Below are 14,417 nucleotides of genomic sequence, written 5' to 3' on the forward strand. Positions count from 1 at the left end.
GCGTGAGGCCTTTTGCGCGTAACTGTTGTCGGCGTTGCGCGATATTTGCTATCCTTGGCGCGAGAACCCTTCGTGGAGAGTGCCCCATGCGTCATGGATGCCAACGTTTCGGATGGACCGGCAATCCGCGTTTCGACGCAAGCGCCTGCTGGCGCATCGCATTTGCGCGGTGCGCGGTGCTGCTGTGCGCGTGTGTGGTCGTCGCGCTCGCCGCATGCCCGGCGCTGGCGCGGGAGAAGGTCCGTCTGCAACTCAAGTGGCATCACCAGTTCCAGTTTGCGGGGTACTACGCCGCCGTGGAGAAGGGGTTCTACGCCGATGAGGGGTTTGACGTGGAACTTGTTGAGGGTGGGCCGGACATCGACCCCGTGGCCGAGGTGGTGGCCGGGCGGGCGGAGTATGGCGTCGGCACCGCGCAGATCGTCCTTGATTTCATCCATGGCGCGCAGATCGTGCTTCTTGCCGCCATCCAGCAGCATTCCCCCTTCGTGATCATGGTCCGTAGCGACTCGGGCATCAGCCGCCCCCGCGAACTCGTGGGGCGGCGTTTCATGTATAGGCATTCCATGAGCAAGGCGCTTCTGCTCATGCTGCTGCATGATGGCGTCGAGGAGGGGCAGGTGCTGCTCGATCGCGGCGATGACCGCGTGGAGGCGCTGGTGGAGGGGCGCGTGGATGCCGTGGCGGCCTACATGAGCAACGAGCCGTTCCTCGTGCGCGAGCGGGGAGTGCCCGTGGTGCTTATCCAGCCGCGAAGCTACGGCGTGGACTTCTACGGCGACTGCCTGTTCGCCTCCCGTGCGGAGACGCGTGCACACGCCGATAGGGCGCGGCGATTCAGGCGGGCCACGCTACGCGGATGGAACTACGCCCTCGACAACGTCGAGGAGATGATCGGTGTGGTGCACGACCACTACGACGGGTCACGCAGCCGTGCGCACCTGCGTTACGAGGCGGAATGCCTGCGTGGGCTCATTCTGCCGGCCCTTGTGGAGATGGGCGACCTGTGTCCGCAACGCCTGCGGCACATCGCCGATGCCTTCGCCGAGGCCGGGCTTGCGCCGCAAGGATGTTCCCTCGACGGATTGGTGATTCGCGAGGGGTTGCATTCGCCCCTGCGTGATCTGAACAGGGTGCTTCTGGTGGCCTTTTCGGTCGCGGTGGTCGGACTGGCCGCCGCGCTCGGAATGTACGTGTTCAGCGTCCGGCTCAAGCGGGGCATCGCCGAACGCACGCAGGAACTGGAGGAGACCAACGAGCTTCTGCTTGGTGAGATAGGGGACCGCGCCGCCGCTGAGGAGGCCTTGCGCCGCAGCGAGGCCAAGTTCCGGGCGCTCTTCGACCAGACCTACCAGTTCTGCGCGCTACTCTCGCCGGAGGGAACGGTGCAGATGGTGAACCGCACGGCGCTGGAGTTCATCGGCGTCGAGGCGCGGGACATCGAGGGCCATCCCTTCTGGGACACGCCGTGGTGGAACCAGTCGCCTCTGGCGCAGGAGCGGGTTCGCGAGGGGCTGCTTCTGGCCGCGCGGGGGAGCGTGGTCTGCGACGAGGCCGAGCACGTGACCGCGCAGGGCGAGGCGCGGGTTATCGATTTCTCCATCAAGCCCGTGTCTGATGCGGACGGGCACGTCGTGTACATCCTGGCCGAGGGACGTGACATCACCGATCGCAAGCGCGCGGCCGAGGAGACGCGACGTCTGCGGGCCGTGCTCCAGAACGTCATGGATTCGCTCCCCTCGGTGCTGGTGTCGGTGGACAGGCAGGGGCGGCTGGCCCTGTGGAACCGCAACGCGGCGGAGGTGGCGGGGCTGACGGAGGGACATTTGGGCATGCCGCTGGAGCAGGCCTTTGCGCTCATGGCCGAGCGTATGGATAGGGTTCACGCCGTGGCTGCTGGGGGCGAGGCGTTCGTGGAGGTGGCCGTGGCGACGAACGGCGGGGAGCGGCATGTTGACGTGGCCGTGTATCCGCTGGGAGCCGACAAGGGGGCCGTGGTGCGCATCGAGGATGTCACCGATCGGGTGCGCATCCAGCAGCGGATGATCCAGACCGAGAAGATGATGAGCGTTGGCGGGCTGGCCGCAGGCATGGCCCATGAGATCAACAATCCGTTGGGCATCATCCTCCAGAGCGGCCAGAATTTGCGCAGGCGTTTCTCCGAGGATCTGCCGATCAACCGCGAGGTGGCCGCGCGGCATGGCGTGGACCTCGTTGGCGTTGCGGCCTACATGCAAGAGCGCGGGATTGTGCGCTATCTCGACGCCATCGCCGAGGCCGGGCAACGAGCCGCGCGTATCGTCAGTTCCATGCTCGATTTCACCCGGACTCCGGAGCGCGGACGAGGTTCGTTTCGCATGAACGAGCTGCTCGATTCCGCTTTGGCGCTGGCGGCTGGCGATTCTGGCCTGCGCACGAAGTGCGGCTTCGACGCAATTGCCATCCAGCGGCAGTACGATCCCGATCTGCCGGAGGTGCCATGCTCGCGCGGGCAGATTGAGCAGGTGTTCCTCAATGTGATCCGCAACGCGGCGGAGGCGCTGTCGCGAGGCAAAAAGGGGGACGAGCCGGTCATTACCGTGTCCACGGCGGCCCGCAGCGGCTTCGTGCGCGTTACCGTGGCGGACAACGGGCCGGGCATGGACGCGCAGACCGTGCGGCGGGTGTTCGAACCGTTTTTCACCACCAAGCCGCCCGGAGAGGGCACGGGGCTTGGGCTGTCCGTGGCCTACTTCATCGTCACGGCGACCCATGGCGGGCGCTTTCGAGTGGAGTCCGAACCGGGGCGCGGAACGGCCTTCATCGTGGAACTGCCGCGAGAGGGCTAGCTGTTGGAGTTGTTGGATGCGGAGGGCTTGAGGAAGACGGCTTCGTCGGAATCGTCGGGGTAGGCTTCGCGCACGGCGAGCAGGTCGTCGCGCAGGCTCATGAAGACCTCGACCAACTGCGGATCGAACATGCTGCCCTTGTGCTCGGCGAAGTAGTCCGTGATGCGGGACATGCTCCACGGTTCCTTGTACACGCGCTTGGAGAGCAGGGCGTCGAACACGTCGGCCATGGCGCCGATGCGTCCGTAGAGGTGGATGCCCTCGCCGACGAGGCCTTGCGGATAGCCGGAGCCGTTCCAGCGCTCGTGGTGCTGGTAGGCCATGATGGCTGCCGCGCGCATGATGCGCTTTGGCGAGACGCTCAAGATTGTGTAGCCGATGTTGGTGTGGGTCTTGATGACCTCATATTCCTCGGGCGTGAGGCGGCCGGGCTTGAGCAGGATGGAGTCCGGGATGCCGATCTTTCCCACGTCGTGCATGGGGGCGATCATGCGCACCATGCGCGCTTCCTCATCGTCCAGTCCGCATCCCTTGGCCAGCAGGTAGGTGAATTCCGCCATGCGGCGAACGTGGTTGGCCGTCTCCTTGGAGCGCGTTTCCACCACGCCGCCGAGCAGGAAGATGAATTCCTTCTGGGTTTCGAGGATTTCCTGTCGCTGCTGGGCCAGTTCCTTTTCCGCGCGGATGCGTTCGAGCATCTCGGTCTTGAGCTGTGCTGTGCGGCGCTGCACCTCGCGTTCGAGGTGCTCGTGGTAGAGACGGTTCTCCCTGCGCAGGCGGGCGCGTTCTAGCGCCTTGTCCATGGAGTGGGCCAGGACGGCCATGTCCTCGATGGGCTTGGTCACATAGTCCCATGCGCCGCGCCTGAGCGCCTCGATGGAGTCCTCCAGCACGCCCGTGCCCGATACGACGAGAATGGGAACCTCCGGCGCCTCCTTGGTGACATGGGAGAGCACTTCCAGCCCGTCCATCTCGGGCATGCGCAGGTCGACGAGGATGATGTCCGGCGGGTCGGCGCGGAAGACCTCGAGTCCGGTACGGCCGTTGTTGGCCTGAAGCACCCGGTACCCGCTGTCTTCGAGGTAGTCGCCGATGCTCTGGCGAATCATATCCTCGTCGTCGATGCACAAAACTGTGGGGGTCTCGTCGTTCATGTTCGGCTCGGATGTTCGCGTTCGGGACGTGGGTGTGCCGTGCGCCTTGGCGGACGTAATGCGCGTCGCGGTTCTGGATTCATACAACATATGTATCCGCTTTGCCGTGCCGGGGCAACTGTGGGGGGGCGCTTTCGGGCACGGACATCGCAATGGAAGGTGAAAATCGCACAAATGCGGGACGTTCGGACTTTACCCAGGCAGGTGGAGGGCGTATATCCCTTGGCCGTCATGAGTATTCTCGTCAAGCGCCACTGCCCGAACTGTGGCGAACATACCTACCAGCGTTTTCATTCCTGCCTGAAGGAGCGTTTCGTCAGCCGGTCGCACTGGGTGTGCGAGAAGTGCCGGGCCAGAGTCTTCGAGGACGGAACCTGTGAGCCGCCCCGGACCGAGGCCGTGTCGCCCTATTCCTGGTAGCGGCGCATTCGCGTTTTTCTTTTCCCCCGCCTGACGTATACTTTCGGCACGTCCCCCCTCATACCCATCGAGCATAAGGGAGAACGCATGCAGAGTTCTAGTGTCGTCCAACTGGCCGGAGGCCTCGGTCTGCTTCTGCTCGGCATGAAGCTCATGACCGATGGCTTGCGCCTCGCGGCGGGTGGCATGCTGCGCCGCATCCTTTCCGCTTCCACCAAAACCCCGCTGCGAGGGCTTGTGTCCGGCTTCGGCATGACCACTGCCGTGCAGTCGTCATCCGCCGTCACCGTGATGGCCATAGGCTTCGTCAACGCGGGCATCATGAGCCTCGCGCATACGGTGTGGGTGGTCTACGGCAGCAATGTCGGCTCCACCACCACGGCGTGGATCGTGGCGTGGCTCGGCTTCAAGGTGGACATCCAGTCCTTCGCGCTGCCCATGATCGCCGCCGGGTCCGCGCTGTGGATCGCCGGGCGCGCCTCGCGCCGCGCGGCCATGGGCGAGGCGCTGGCCGGATTCGGTCTCTTTTTCCTCGGCATCGAATTCCTGCAGGGTGCCTTCGGCGACATCGGCGGTGCCATTCGCCTCACCGACATCGCGCCGTCGGGAATTGGCGGCGACATTGTCTTCGTTGCGCTGGGCTTCGCGCTGACCTGCGTCATGCAGTCCTCCGGGGCGACCATGACCCTTGTGCTCACGGCCGTGTCCGGCGGCATGATTCCCCTCGATCAGGCGGCCGCTGCGGTGGTGGGGGCCAATGTCGGCACCACCAGCACTGCGGTGCTCGCGTCCATCGGCGCGACGCCCGCCGCGCGGCGGGTGGCCGCGCTACACGTCGCCTTCAATCTCATCACCGGCGCGGTGGCCGTGGCGCTGTTGCCCATTCTGGTGGCCACGCTGGTCGGCATGCGCGACTCGCTGGGGCACGGGGGCAGTCCGACCATGGTGCTGGCCATGTTCCACACCGTGTTCAACGTCCTCGGCATTCTTGTGATGTGGCCCGTGACGGGGATGCTGGTGCGCTTTCTGGAGCGCCGATTCCGCACGCCCATGGAGGACGAGAGCGTGCCGCGCTACCTTGACCGCAACGTGCTGGCCACGCCCGCCGTGGCTGTTGGCGCGCTGACCCGCGAGACCTGCCGTGTGGGCAGCATTGCGCGGCGGCTGGTGCATGTGGCGCTCACGTGCAGCGGTGGGGCCTGCCGCGAGGTGCACAGCGTGAAGGCGGTGCTTTCCAAGTTGCATTCCGTGGTGGCGGAGTACGCCACGCGGGTGTCCAAGGTCGGCCTGTCGCAGAACGCGGCGGAGATCGTGCCGGACATCCTGCGTGTGGCCCGCTACTATTCGCGGGCTGGCGAGCATGCGCAGGATGCCATGGATGTGCTGGCAGAGCTGGAGCCTTTGCCCGCCGGTGTGGTGAGCGAACTGCGCGACGCCGTCCTTAAGCGCGCGGCCTCTGCGACGCTGGCCGCCGATCCGTCCGACGACCGCTATGAGGCGGCGCGGCTGGGGCAGTTGGCCGAGGAATTCGAGACCGCCTATCAGGATTTCAAGCAGGCGCTGCTGGATGCCGGAGCGGGTGGAGAACTGCCCATTCCCGACATGGTGGCGCATCTGGATTTCATGACCCACGTGCACCGGATGATGGATCAGATCGAGAAGGCTGCGCACATGCTCGACGATGTGCTTGGGACCGTCGGCATCGCGCCCTCGGGTGGTGTGGCTGGCGCTTCGGCCTGATGACGGTGGCGCAGGCATGAAAAAGCCCCCGCAACGTGCGGGGGCTTTTGTGTCGGGGGTCGGGCGGACCGGGAAGTCGTCGCATCACTCGTTCCCGGTGTGGTCGCTCGGCCGTCTCCGGTTATCGCGATCAGCTTGGAATTCGCAGTTCCCGTCCGCGCATGCGCTTTCGCGCCGAGAGGCGGCCCGCGCCGGGCAGCGAGGGAGCGAATGGGTTGCGGTCCTTGTGGGCGGGGTTTTCGTCGAGGAACGTCATATGCCACCAGACGTCGTCCATGCTGATGTGCCTGCGCAGGTACTCCTCGGGCCCGTGGTGGCTGAAGTGGTGGACGATGGCGTCGGTGACCACCGCCGCCTGAAGATGGTTTGCGCGAAGCGCGGCGTTGATGTGGAATTCGTCCACGCGGGAGACGCCCTCCACCGGGCGCAGGGGCATGGGCAGGATCAGCTCGGAGAGGCGATGGTCGAAGATGATGCATTCCGTGCTCACGTAGGGCACGTAGGAGTACTTGGTCATCTCCAGTTCGAGGAACTTGCCTTCGAGATCGTCAAAAAGCACGCGTTCCCACATGAAGCGGTGGTAGACCGCGTTGGACTCCACGGGCGTGGCGGGCATGCGCGAGCGCTCGCGACGGTAGTGGGCGCGTAGCACGCGGTCCATGACCTGCCGCCCAGTGCGGCTGACAGGCGCGAGGGCCGAGGCGAGCGCCACTGTCGGGTGCCTGCGGTGCGTCTTGTAGGCGGAGATGAGCCGCTCCAGCCAGCGCGGGGTGACGAACACGTCCTCGTGCAGCTTGACGATGACGTCGTCGAAGTGGCGGGCCATGATGAAGTTTTCCATGGCGACCATGGCCGGAACGATGCTTCGCGGCGAGGTGTGCACGTCGATGACGCCGGGGTGGCGCTTCTGGAAGGCCTTGATGAGCAGGGCGTGCTCGTCGCTGACGGCGTTGGCGAGGATGTAGATTTTCTTGAAGCGCGTCAGGTCCGTGTACAGCTCAAGGCACTTCAGGCACAGGACGAAGCAGTCCATCCTGTGCGAGGTGATGAGCATCAGCACGGGTGTGATGTCTCGCGAATGCGGCGTGATGTCGATGATCTTGGCCATTTTCCCGCTCTCCTGCGGCGTCCGGTCCAGATGGAACACGCGATGGGTACACTACGCCTTTTTGCCGATTGTATGATCGGCTTTTATGCCTTTTCCCTTTAGGGGTATTTTGAAAGAAAAATTCAATTCATGACGTTTTTATGTGCAATGCGCGGGAAACGTTGGGAATATGCATCGGAAAAAAAGCGGCATGCCGTCGCGTCGTGCGGTTTCGCATGGTGGGGCATGCCGGGAGGGTGAGCAGTGCAGACGAATGATTCGACGCGGCGGATGTACATATTCCTCATGGTGCTGACCGTTGCTGCGGCGGTGGGCCTGCAGGGCTGGCGGACGCTGGTCAACAACTTCGCCGTGGAGGTGGCCGGGGTGGATGGCCTCGGCATGGGGCTTATCCAGTCCGTGCGTGAGGTTCCGGGTTTTCTCGCCGTGCTTGTGGTCTATCTGCTGCTGGTGGTGAGCGAGCATCGCCTCGCGGCGCTCTCCGTGGCCGTGGTGGGCATCGGCGTGTCGATTACGGGCCTGTTTCCGTCCACGTGGGGGCTGGCGCTGACTACGTTGATCATGTCCTTCGGCTTCCACTACTACGAGACGCTCAACCAGTCCCTGACGCTCCAGCATTTCGATCTCTCCACCGCGCCGCTGGTGGTGGGTAGACTGCGCGGGCTGACCTCGCTGGCCAACCTCGCCGTGGGCGGCACCCTGTTTTTGCTGGCCGGAGTGCTCGATTACGAGTGGCTGTTCGCGCTGCTTGGCGCGGTGGTCGCCGTTGCGGGCCTGTGCTGCCTGCGTTTTCGCCCCGATACGCAGGACGCCGTGCCCCAGCGCAAGGGCATGGTGCTGCGCTCGCGCTACTGGCTGTTCTATCTGCTGACCTTCTTCGCCGGGGCGAGGCGGCAGGTCTTCGTGGCCTTTTCCGTGTTCCTGCTCGTGCAGAAGTTCGACTACTCCGTGCGCGAGATCACGGCGCTGTTCGTGGTCAACAACCTCATCAACTGGTTCGCCTCGCCGCGCATCGGCCGGGCCATCAACCGCTTCGGCGAGCGCCGGGTGCTGACCCTCGAATACGCGAGCCTCGTGCTCATCTTCACGGCCTACGCCTTCGTGGAGAGCCGGGCGCTGGTGGCCGTGCTCTACATCCTCGACCACCTCTTCTTCAACTTCGCCATAGCCATACGCACCTACTTTCAGAAGATCGCGGACCCTCGCGACATCGCGCCGAGCATGGCCGCCGGGTTCACCATCAACCATATTGCGGCGGTGGTCATTCCCTTCTGCGGCGGCATGCTGTGGATGGTCCATCCGTCATGGGTGTTCCTCGGCGGTGCTGGGCTGGCCTGCGTGTCCCTTGTGCTTGTGCAATTCATCCGCACCGAGCGCGTCTAGGGTGATGGGAGTTGCACAAGGCGGGGCCAGATTTGCACATGTGAATCATGTTGCACAAAATGGGGCTTCGTGGTGTGATGCCATTTGCACAAGTCGGGCGGTCGGAAAATGCACAAATCCGACAATACGGCGTGATTCAATGTTTTTCGAGTTTGGCACGCCTCCTGCTTAACCGAGGGTGAAAGCGAACAAAGCCCCCTCATCCCAAGGAGCAAAGTCATGACCAGGAAAAACACCACCATCGCCGTCTTCGTAGCCGTCGCGGTTCTTGCCCTCTCCGCAATGGCCTACGCCGGACCGCATCGCGGTCAGGGCATGGGACGCGGATACTGCGGGCAGGGCTACCACGCCCTGACGCAGGAGCAGCAGGAGAAGGCCGATGCCCTCTCCCAGAAGTTCTTCGCGGATACCCAGCCCCTGCGGCAGCAGATGTACGCCAAGAATGCCGAGCTGGAAGCCCTGCTCGCCAACGGCGAAAAGGATCAGAAGCGCATCGACACCGTCATCGCCGAACTCAATGCCCTGCATTCGGACTTCTTCAAGAAGCGCGTGGAATTTCGCCAGAAGATAGCCGATGAGACCGGCATCCGCTACCCCATGGGCCGCGGAATGGGCATGATGGGCGGCGCAGGCTGCCCCGGTGGCGGACGCGGCGGTGACTGCCCCGGCTTCGGCGGCGGCAACTGCTACGGCCAAAGCGACAACTAGACTCTCGGATTCAAGCGATCCTCATCGCTAAAAGTACGACAAGCCCCTCCTCATAGTGTTTCCGGGGGCCGGCTCGGAGCCGGTCCCCCGGAACCGTTTTTTCGGGACAGCCGATGGAATTCGGACTCAGAAGCAGCAAAGACTCGAATCCCCTCCTCATTGCCGCCCTCGCCCTCGTGGTGCTGGGCCTCGGCATCAGCTATGTCACGTGGCACAACCTCCGCCAGCAGCGCGAGACCATAAACGAGCACATGTTCCTGTCCTCGCGGGTTATCCTGCGTGGCATCGAGACGAGCCTCATGCGCGAGATGCGCGGCATGGGCCGTCGCGGTCGGCCTATGGGGCCGATGGGCGGTCCTGGGCATCCTATCGGACCGGGAACGTCGCGCCAGCAGGTCGTCGAGATGCTCTCCGACCTCGTCGAGCAGAGCGAGGTGGAATTCCTGTCCCTTTATGCCCAGAACGGCACGCTCATTCTCACCGTGTCCGAGCAGGGCCTCGTGTATCCCGAAATTCCCGAGCAGGGCTGGGACGCCCTGCATGCCACCGGCGAGTGGCAGGCGCTGTACTCCAGCAACCGCAGCAACATCTTCGTGGCCGCCCTGCAATCGCGGCGCACGCTCGGCATGCTGTGCGAGCAGGATTCCGGTTTCGAGTGCGCCCCCGGCGGGGCCGGGATTCCCTACCTCGTTGTGGGGCTCGACGCCACCCGCCACCTCAAGCAGTTCGCAAAATTTCGTTCCACGGCCATGTACCAGACCCTGTACGTGCTGCTGGTGGCGCTGTTCCTGTGGGGCCTCGCGCTGGCCTACATGCGGCGGCGTGATCAGGGCCGCAGGCTGCACCGGCTGGAGCGCTTCCATTCCCGCCTGCTCGACACCATGCCCGAAGGTCTCGTCACCCTCGATGCGGACGGCATGATCCTGTCCACCAATCCGGCGGCGGAGATCATCCTTCAAGACGAGGGACATCCGCGCATCGTGGGCCGCCACTGGGCGGACCTGCCCCTGCGCAGCGCCACGGGGAGCGACATCCCCGCGCGCGACAGGTGCGGCAGCGCACGGACGTGGATTCAGTACGATTATGCCGGGCGCAGCCTCGAAGTGCTGTGCCTGCCCATCCCCGCCTCGGAGAAGGATGAGGGCGAACCGGGCGACCGCCTCGTGCTTGTGCGGGACCGCACCGAGATCAAGGCCCTTGAGGACGACCTCGCCGAGGTGCGGCAGCTTGCGGCCATCGGCCGCCTCGCCGCAGGTCTTGCCCACGAGATTCGCAATCCGCTCTCTGCGCTGCGCGGCTTCGCCCAGTTCTTTGCGGACAAGCTCAAGGGCAAGAGTCCCGAGGAGCAGTACGCCGAGACCATGGTCCGCGAGGCCGACCGCCTGAACAAGGTCGTCTCGGACCTGCTGTTCCTGTCGCGTCCGCGCATACCGGAGCGCCGGGAGGTGGACATGCCCATCCTCACCGCCGACATCGGCAACTTGCTGGCCCGAGACTTCGAGCTCAAGGGCGCCGTCTTCGGCAGCGACCTCTCCGACGTGGTCGTGCATGCCGATCCGGACATGCTCAAGCAGGCGCTGCTCAACCTCGTCATCAATAGCCTGAACGCCATCGACCGCTCCGCGGACGGCGAGGAGCCGGGCCGGGTGGAGGTGGCGACCTTCGAGGAGCAGGGCGCGGTGTGCGTGGCCGTGCGCGACAACGGGCACGGCATGGGCGAGGAGGAGCGCAGGCACGCGCTGGAACCGTTTTTCACATCCCGCCGCGAGGGGACGGGCCTTGGCCTTGCCATTGTGCACGGCATCATGCGCGCCCACGGCGGACAGGTTTCCATTGTTTCAAGCACCGAGGGACCGGGCCACGGCACGGAAGTGCGCCTGAGCTTCCCCGTGTGGGTGCAGGACGACAGCACAGACGGAGTCGACAGTGATGCGTGAATATGGTGAATCCCGGCGTGTGCTGGTGGTGGACGACGAACCCGCGCTGCGGCTGCTCGTTGGGGCCGTGCTGCACGATGCCGGGTGGCACGTCATGGAGGCGGAGAGCGCGGAGACCGCGCTGTCCATGCTGCCCGACGCCGGGCCGGACGTGGTCCTGCTGGACATGCGCATGCCCGGCATGGATGGGCTGGAGGCCCTTGGCGCGATACGCGCCGCCGTTCCCGGCGTGCCGGTGGTCATGCTGACCGCCTACGGCACCGTCGGTTCGGCGGTGGACGCCATGAAGAAGGGTGCCTTCGACTATCTGACCAAGCCCGCCGACAACGAGGAACTCAAGGCCGTGTTGGCCAAGGCGTGGGACTATTCGCGCCTCGTGGCCGAAAATCGGGAGCTTCGTCGCGAGACCGGCTCCGTGGACGGCTTCATCGGGCAGACCGCGCACATGGAGCGCGTGCGGGAGCTTGTGGCGCAGGCCGGCCCCACCGAGGCTACGGTCCTCGTGACCGGCGAGTCCGGCACCGGCAAGGAGCTTGTGGCCGCCGCCCTGCACCAGTCCAGCATGCGTGTGCGCGGACCGCTCATCAAGGTCAACTGTGCGGCCCTACCCGCCGATCTTTTGGAGAGCGAACTTTTCGGCTACGTGAAGGGCGCCTTCACTGGGGCCAATCGCGACAAGCCCGGCCGTTTCCAACTGGCGTCCGGCGGCACGCTGTTCCTCGACGAAATCGGCGAGTTGCCCATGGAGTTGCAGGCCAAGCTGCTGCGCGCGCTTCAGGAGCGCATGGTGGAGCCGCTTGGTGGCGTTGGTGCCGTGCCCGTGGATGTGCGCATCATCGCGGCCACCAACCGCGATCTCGCCGTCGAGGTGGCGGCGGGGCGTTTCCGCGAGGATCTCTATTTCCGCCTCAACGTGCTGGAGGTGCACATTCCGCCCCTGCGCGAGCGCATGGAGGACCTTCCGCTTCTGGTGGCACATCTTCTGGAAAAGCTCGGGCGCAAGAACCGCAAGCCCGTGCGCGAGGTGGGGCCGCGCTTCCTTGAGGCGCTGGCCGGATACTCGTGGCCGGGCAACGTGCGCGAGCTGGAGAATGCCCTTGAGCGGGCGCTGGTGCTTTCGCGTACGGATTCGCTGAGCGTGACGGATCTGCCGCCGCAGGTGCTGGCCGGACACGCCGCGCCGCGCATGGTTCCCGCTCCGGTGGGCGTGAGCGAGGAGGAGGCCATGGCCTCGTCCATGTCGCCCTTCGCGGAGCCGGAGCCGTACATCGCCTACCGTCCGGGACCGACGTCCCTTGATGATGCGGAACGTCAGGCGCTGATGGACGCGCTGGACGCCCACGGCGGGCACAGGCAGAAGACGGCGGATGCGCTTGGCATCAGCCGCCGTACCTTGCAGTACAAGCTGCGCAAGTACGGATTGGCGCGTCGCGGATGATGCGCCAGCTCATGTGTCATGGGAAGAATTCAGGGGCCGGTCTGGTGGATCGGCCCCTTTTCTTTGGGCTGTGGAGTGGGCTAGTCCCCGAGGGCGGCAAGGGCCTTTTCCGGGGGGCGGCGCTCGGGAACGGTCTCGCGCTTGGCCTCGGGCGTGGTCATCCACTCGCGGGAGACGTACAGCCCGCAGTAGCAGGCGCCGAATTCGGCCACGTCCGCCTCGCGGTAGGCGCAGGGGCAGACGATGTCGCGGTCCGCATCGAGGTCCCCGGCGGCGAGGCGGCAGGGGCAGGCCATGTAGCCGTAGCGGTCGCGGTTGACGAGCAGACTTTCGAGAAGGGCCATGGTCATCTTCTCATCGGGATTGAAGTGGTAGCCCTTGGATTCCTGAAGCGGCTTCAGCCGGTCGTGCAGGTCCTTGGCGTTCATCATGCGCCTCCCAGCAGTTCGCGCAGCCTGTCCTTGCGAAAGCCCACGACCACCGTGTCGCCGTCGATGACCACGGTGGGGAAGGAGACTGCGGGATTGTAGCGGCGGACTTCCTCAATGCAGGCCTTGCGTTCGTCGCCGGTAAGTTCGTCGACGTGGACGCAGTCGTAGCTCACGCCGCATTGGTCGAGGAATTCCTTGGTGTTGCGGCAGTGGATGCAGGTGGACAGGGCGAACACCTTGACGTGATGGGGCATCGGAACCTCCGTTCTGGTTGGTCCTTCGGCGCGCGGTGACCATGGCGCGACGCCTATGGGCATGATCATGGTGTTACGGACTCGCGGCCGTGGCGTCAACGCTCAGGACAGCCCCCGCCGAAAGCGCAGTTCCACGCGGCGGGCCGCCAGCGAGCAGGCCACCGTCAGCGCGAGGTACAAGAGCGCTACCGTGATCCATATCTCGAACGTCATGTAGGTCGCGGCCATGAGTTCCATGCCCTGGAAGGTCAGTTCCTGTATGGAGATGACGGAGACGATGGCCGAGTCCTTGATGGTTGAGATGAACTGCCCCGCCAGCGGCGGAACGATGCGCGGGAGCGCCTGCGGCATGACGACGTGGCGCATGCGCTGCCACGGGCTGAGCCCGAGGGCGTAGGCAGCCTCGAACTGCCCGCGCTCCACGGATTGGACGCCCGCGCGCACGTGCTCGGTGATGTATGCCCCCTCGTAGACCGCGAGGGTCATGAGGCCGGAGAGAAATCCGGGGAGCTCGTTCACCGGGGCCATAGTCAGGGCCAGCGCGTGCTGCGCCCAGAGCGGCGCGGCGCGTACCGCCGCGTCCACGTTTAGCGCGTTGAGCAGTTGGTCCGCGAGAAAGAAGTAGAAGATGAACATGAGGACCAGCGGCGGCGTGTTGCGCACGAGGCCCACGTAGCACTGCCCCGCCAGCCTGCGGAACAGGCTGGTGCTGGTGCGGGCGAGGCCCATGACCGTGCCGATGAGCGTGGCGGCGAGCATGGTCCACACGCTCAGGCGCACGGTGGTCAGAAGCCCCTGCGTCAGCACGCCGGGAACCAGCGCGCCCGACGCGTCGCGCCGCAGCAGGTATTGGCCGATCAGTTCCCAGCGCCAGTCGTAGTCGAGCCGGATTTCCACTCGCCAGCCCATGTACGCAGCAAGACCCGCCAGCGCGAGGATGACGGCGATGTCCAGCGGGCGGACGGCGGGGCGTTTGCGTGTGCGCATCATGGTCGATCGGGTGGCTACGGGCCGCC

Annotated in this window: 12 protein-coding genes; 7 read left to right on the top strand and 5 right to left on the bottom strand. The window is 65.1% G+C overall.

Annotated elements, in window-relative coordinates; translation table 11 throughout:
* Positions 1-86 precede the first annotated feature (86 nt).
* Positions 87-2,828, top strand: a complete 2,742-nt coding sequence (locus GGQ74_RS10380; RefSeq protein ID WP_167941484.1) for an ABC transporter substrate-binding protein — start codon at positions 87-89, stop codon at positions 2,826-2,828.
* Here the strand turns inward: GGQ74_RS10380 and GGQ74_RS10385 are convergent.
* Positions 2,825-3,982, bottom strand: coding sequence for a response regulator (locus tag GGQ74_RS10385; protein ID WP_167941485.1), 1,158 nt, complete (start codon positions 3,980-3,982; stop codon positions 2,825-2,827). The genes GGQ74_RS10380 and GGQ74_RS10385 overlap by 4 nt on opposite strands.
* A 222-nt stretch (positions 3,983-4,204) precedes the next feature.
* On the opposite strand from GGQ74_RS10385, the gene GGQ74_RS10390 reads away from it, so the two are divergent.
* Both GGQ74_RS10390 and GGQ74_RS10395 read left to right on the top strand, forming a co-directional pair.
* Complete coding sequence (locus GGQ74_RS10390) at positions 4,205-4,402, top strand: hypothetical protein (RefSeq protein WP_167941486.1); 198 nt, start codon at positions 4,205-4,207, stop codon at positions 4,400-4,402.
* 87 nt (positions 4,403-4,489) lie between these two features.
* Positions 4,490-6,142, top strand: coding sequence for a Na/Pi cotransporter family protein (locus GGQ74_RS10395; RefSeq protein WP_167941487.1), 1,653 nt, complete (start codon positions 4,490-4,492; stop codon positions 6,140-6,142).
* 130 nt (positions 6,143-6,272) lie between these two features.
* Here GGQ74_RS10395 and GGQ74_RS10400 read toward each other — a convergent pair whose 3' ends face one another.
* Complete coding sequence (locus GGQ74_RS10400) at positions 6,273-7,250, bottom strand: glycosyltransferase family 2 protein (RefSeq protein ID WP_167941488.1); 978 nt, start codon at positions 7,248-7,250, stop codon at positions 6,273-6,275.
* A gap of 243 nt (positions 7,251-7,493) precedes the next feature.
* On the opposite strand from GGQ74_RS10400, the gene GGQ74_RS10405 reads away from it, so the two are divergent.
* From GGQ74_RS10405 to GGQ74_RS10420, 4 genes are all read left to right on the top strand, one after another.
* A complete protein-coding gene (locus GGQ74_RS10405) occupies positions 7,494-8,633 on the top strand; it encodes an MFS transporter (RefSeq protein WP_425338091.1) in 1,140 nt (379 codons plus the stop codon).
* Positions 8,634-8,852: 219 nt separating this feature from the next.
* Positions 8,853-9,341, top strand: coding sequence for a periplasmic heavy metal sensor (locus GGQ74_RS10410; RefSeq protein ID WP_167941489.1), 489 nt, complete (start codon positions 8,853-8,855; stop codon positions 9,339-9,341).
* Positions 9,342-9,454: 113 nt separating this feature from the next.
* On the top strand, positions 9,455-11,278 hold the full coding sequence (locus GGQ74_RS10415) for a two-component system sensor histidine kinase NtrB (protein WP_167941490.1): 1,824 nt from the start codon (positions 9,455-9,457) through the stop codon (positions 11,276-11,278).
* Positions 11,271-12,716 (top strand): sigma-54-dependent transcriptional regulator, encoded by a 1,446-nt coding sequence (locus tag GGQ74_RS10420; RefSeq protein WP_167941491.1) that lies wholly within the window; start codon positions 11,271-11,273, stop codon positions 12,714-12,716. Before GGQ74_RS10415 ends, GGQ74_RS10420 begins: the two co-directional genes overlap by 8 nt.
* 80 nt (positions 12,717-12,796) lie before the next feature.
* Here the strand turns inward: GGQ74_RS10420 and GGQ74_RS10425 are convergent, their stop codons facing one another.
* The 3 genes from GGQ74_RS10425 to GGQ74_RS10435 all read right to left on the bottom strand — a co-directional run bounded on the left by GGQ74_RS10425 (position 12,797) and on the right by GGQ74_RS10435 (position 14,391).
* Positions 12,797-13,144, bottom strand: a complete 348-nt coding sequence (locus GGQ74_RS10425) for a ferredoxin-thioredoxin reductase catalytic domain-containing protein (protein ID WP_167941973.1) — start codon at positions 13,142-13,144, stop codon at positions 12,797-12,799.
* A complete protein-coding gene (locus tag GGQ74_RS10430) occupies positions 13,144-13,401 on the bottom strand; it encodes a glutaredoxin family protein (protein ID WP_167941492.1) in 258 nt (85 codons plus the stop codon). The genes GGQ74_RS10425 and GGQ74_RS10430 overlap by 1 nt, the downstream gene beginning before the upstream one ends.
* Positions 13,402-13,503: 102 nt before the next feature.
* Entirely contained in the window at positions 13,504-14,391 is an 888-nt protein-coding gene (locus tag GGQ74_RS10435) for an amino acid ABC transporter permease (protein ID WP_342448612.1), read from the bottom strand.
* Between the last annotated feature and the right edge of the window lie 26 nt (positions 14,392-14,417).

Source organism: Desulfobaculum xiamenense, assembly GCF_011927665.1.
Lineage (GTDB): Bacteria > Desulfobacterota > Desulfovibrionia > Desulfovibrionales > Desulfovibrionaceae > Desulfobaculum > Desulfobaculum xiamenense.

Bases quoted from the DNA above. Each gene is read 5' to 3' on its own strand.
- GGQ74_RS10435 (WP_342448612.1), bottom strand. From the start codon at position 14,391: ATGATGCGCACACGCAAACGCCCCGCCGTCCGCCCGCTGGACATCGCC.
- GGQ74_RS10415 (WP_167941490.1), top strand. From the start codon at position 9,455: ATGGAATTCGGACTCAGAAGCAGCAAAGACTCGAATCCCCTCCTCATT.
- GGQ74_RS10385 (WP_167941485.1), bottom strand. From the start codon at position 3,982: ATGAACGACGAGACCCCCACAGTTTTGTGCATCGACGACGAGGATATG.
- GGQ74_RS10420 (WP_167941491.1), top strand. From the start codon at position 11,271: ATGCGTGAATATGGTGAATCCCGGCGTGTGCTGGTGGTGGACGACGAA.
- GGQ74_RS10380 (WP_167941484.1), top strand. From the start codon at position 87: ATGCGTCATGGATGCCAACGTTTCGGATGGACCGGCAATCCGCGTTTC.
- GGQ74_RS10430 (WP_167941492.1), bottom strand. From the start codon at position 13,401: ATGCCCCATCACGTCAAGGTGTTCGCCCTGTCCACCTGCATCCACTGC.
- GGQ74_RS10400 (WP_167941488.1), bottom strand. From the start codon at position 7,250: ATGGCCAAGATCATCGACATCACGCCGCATTCGCGAGACATCACACCC.
- GGQ74_RS10395 (WP_167941487.1), top strand. From the start codon at position 4,490: ATGCAGAGTTCTAGTGTCGTCCAACTGGCCGGAGGCCTCGGTCTGCTT.
- GGQ74_RS10410 (WP_167941489.1), top strand. From the start codon at position 8,853: ATGACCAGGAAAAACACCACCATCGCCGTCTTCGTAGCCGTCGCGGTT.
- GGQ74_RS10425 (WP_167941973.1), bottom strand. From the start codon at position 13,144: ATGAACGCCAAGGACCTGCACGACCGGCTGAAGCCGCTTCAGGAATCC.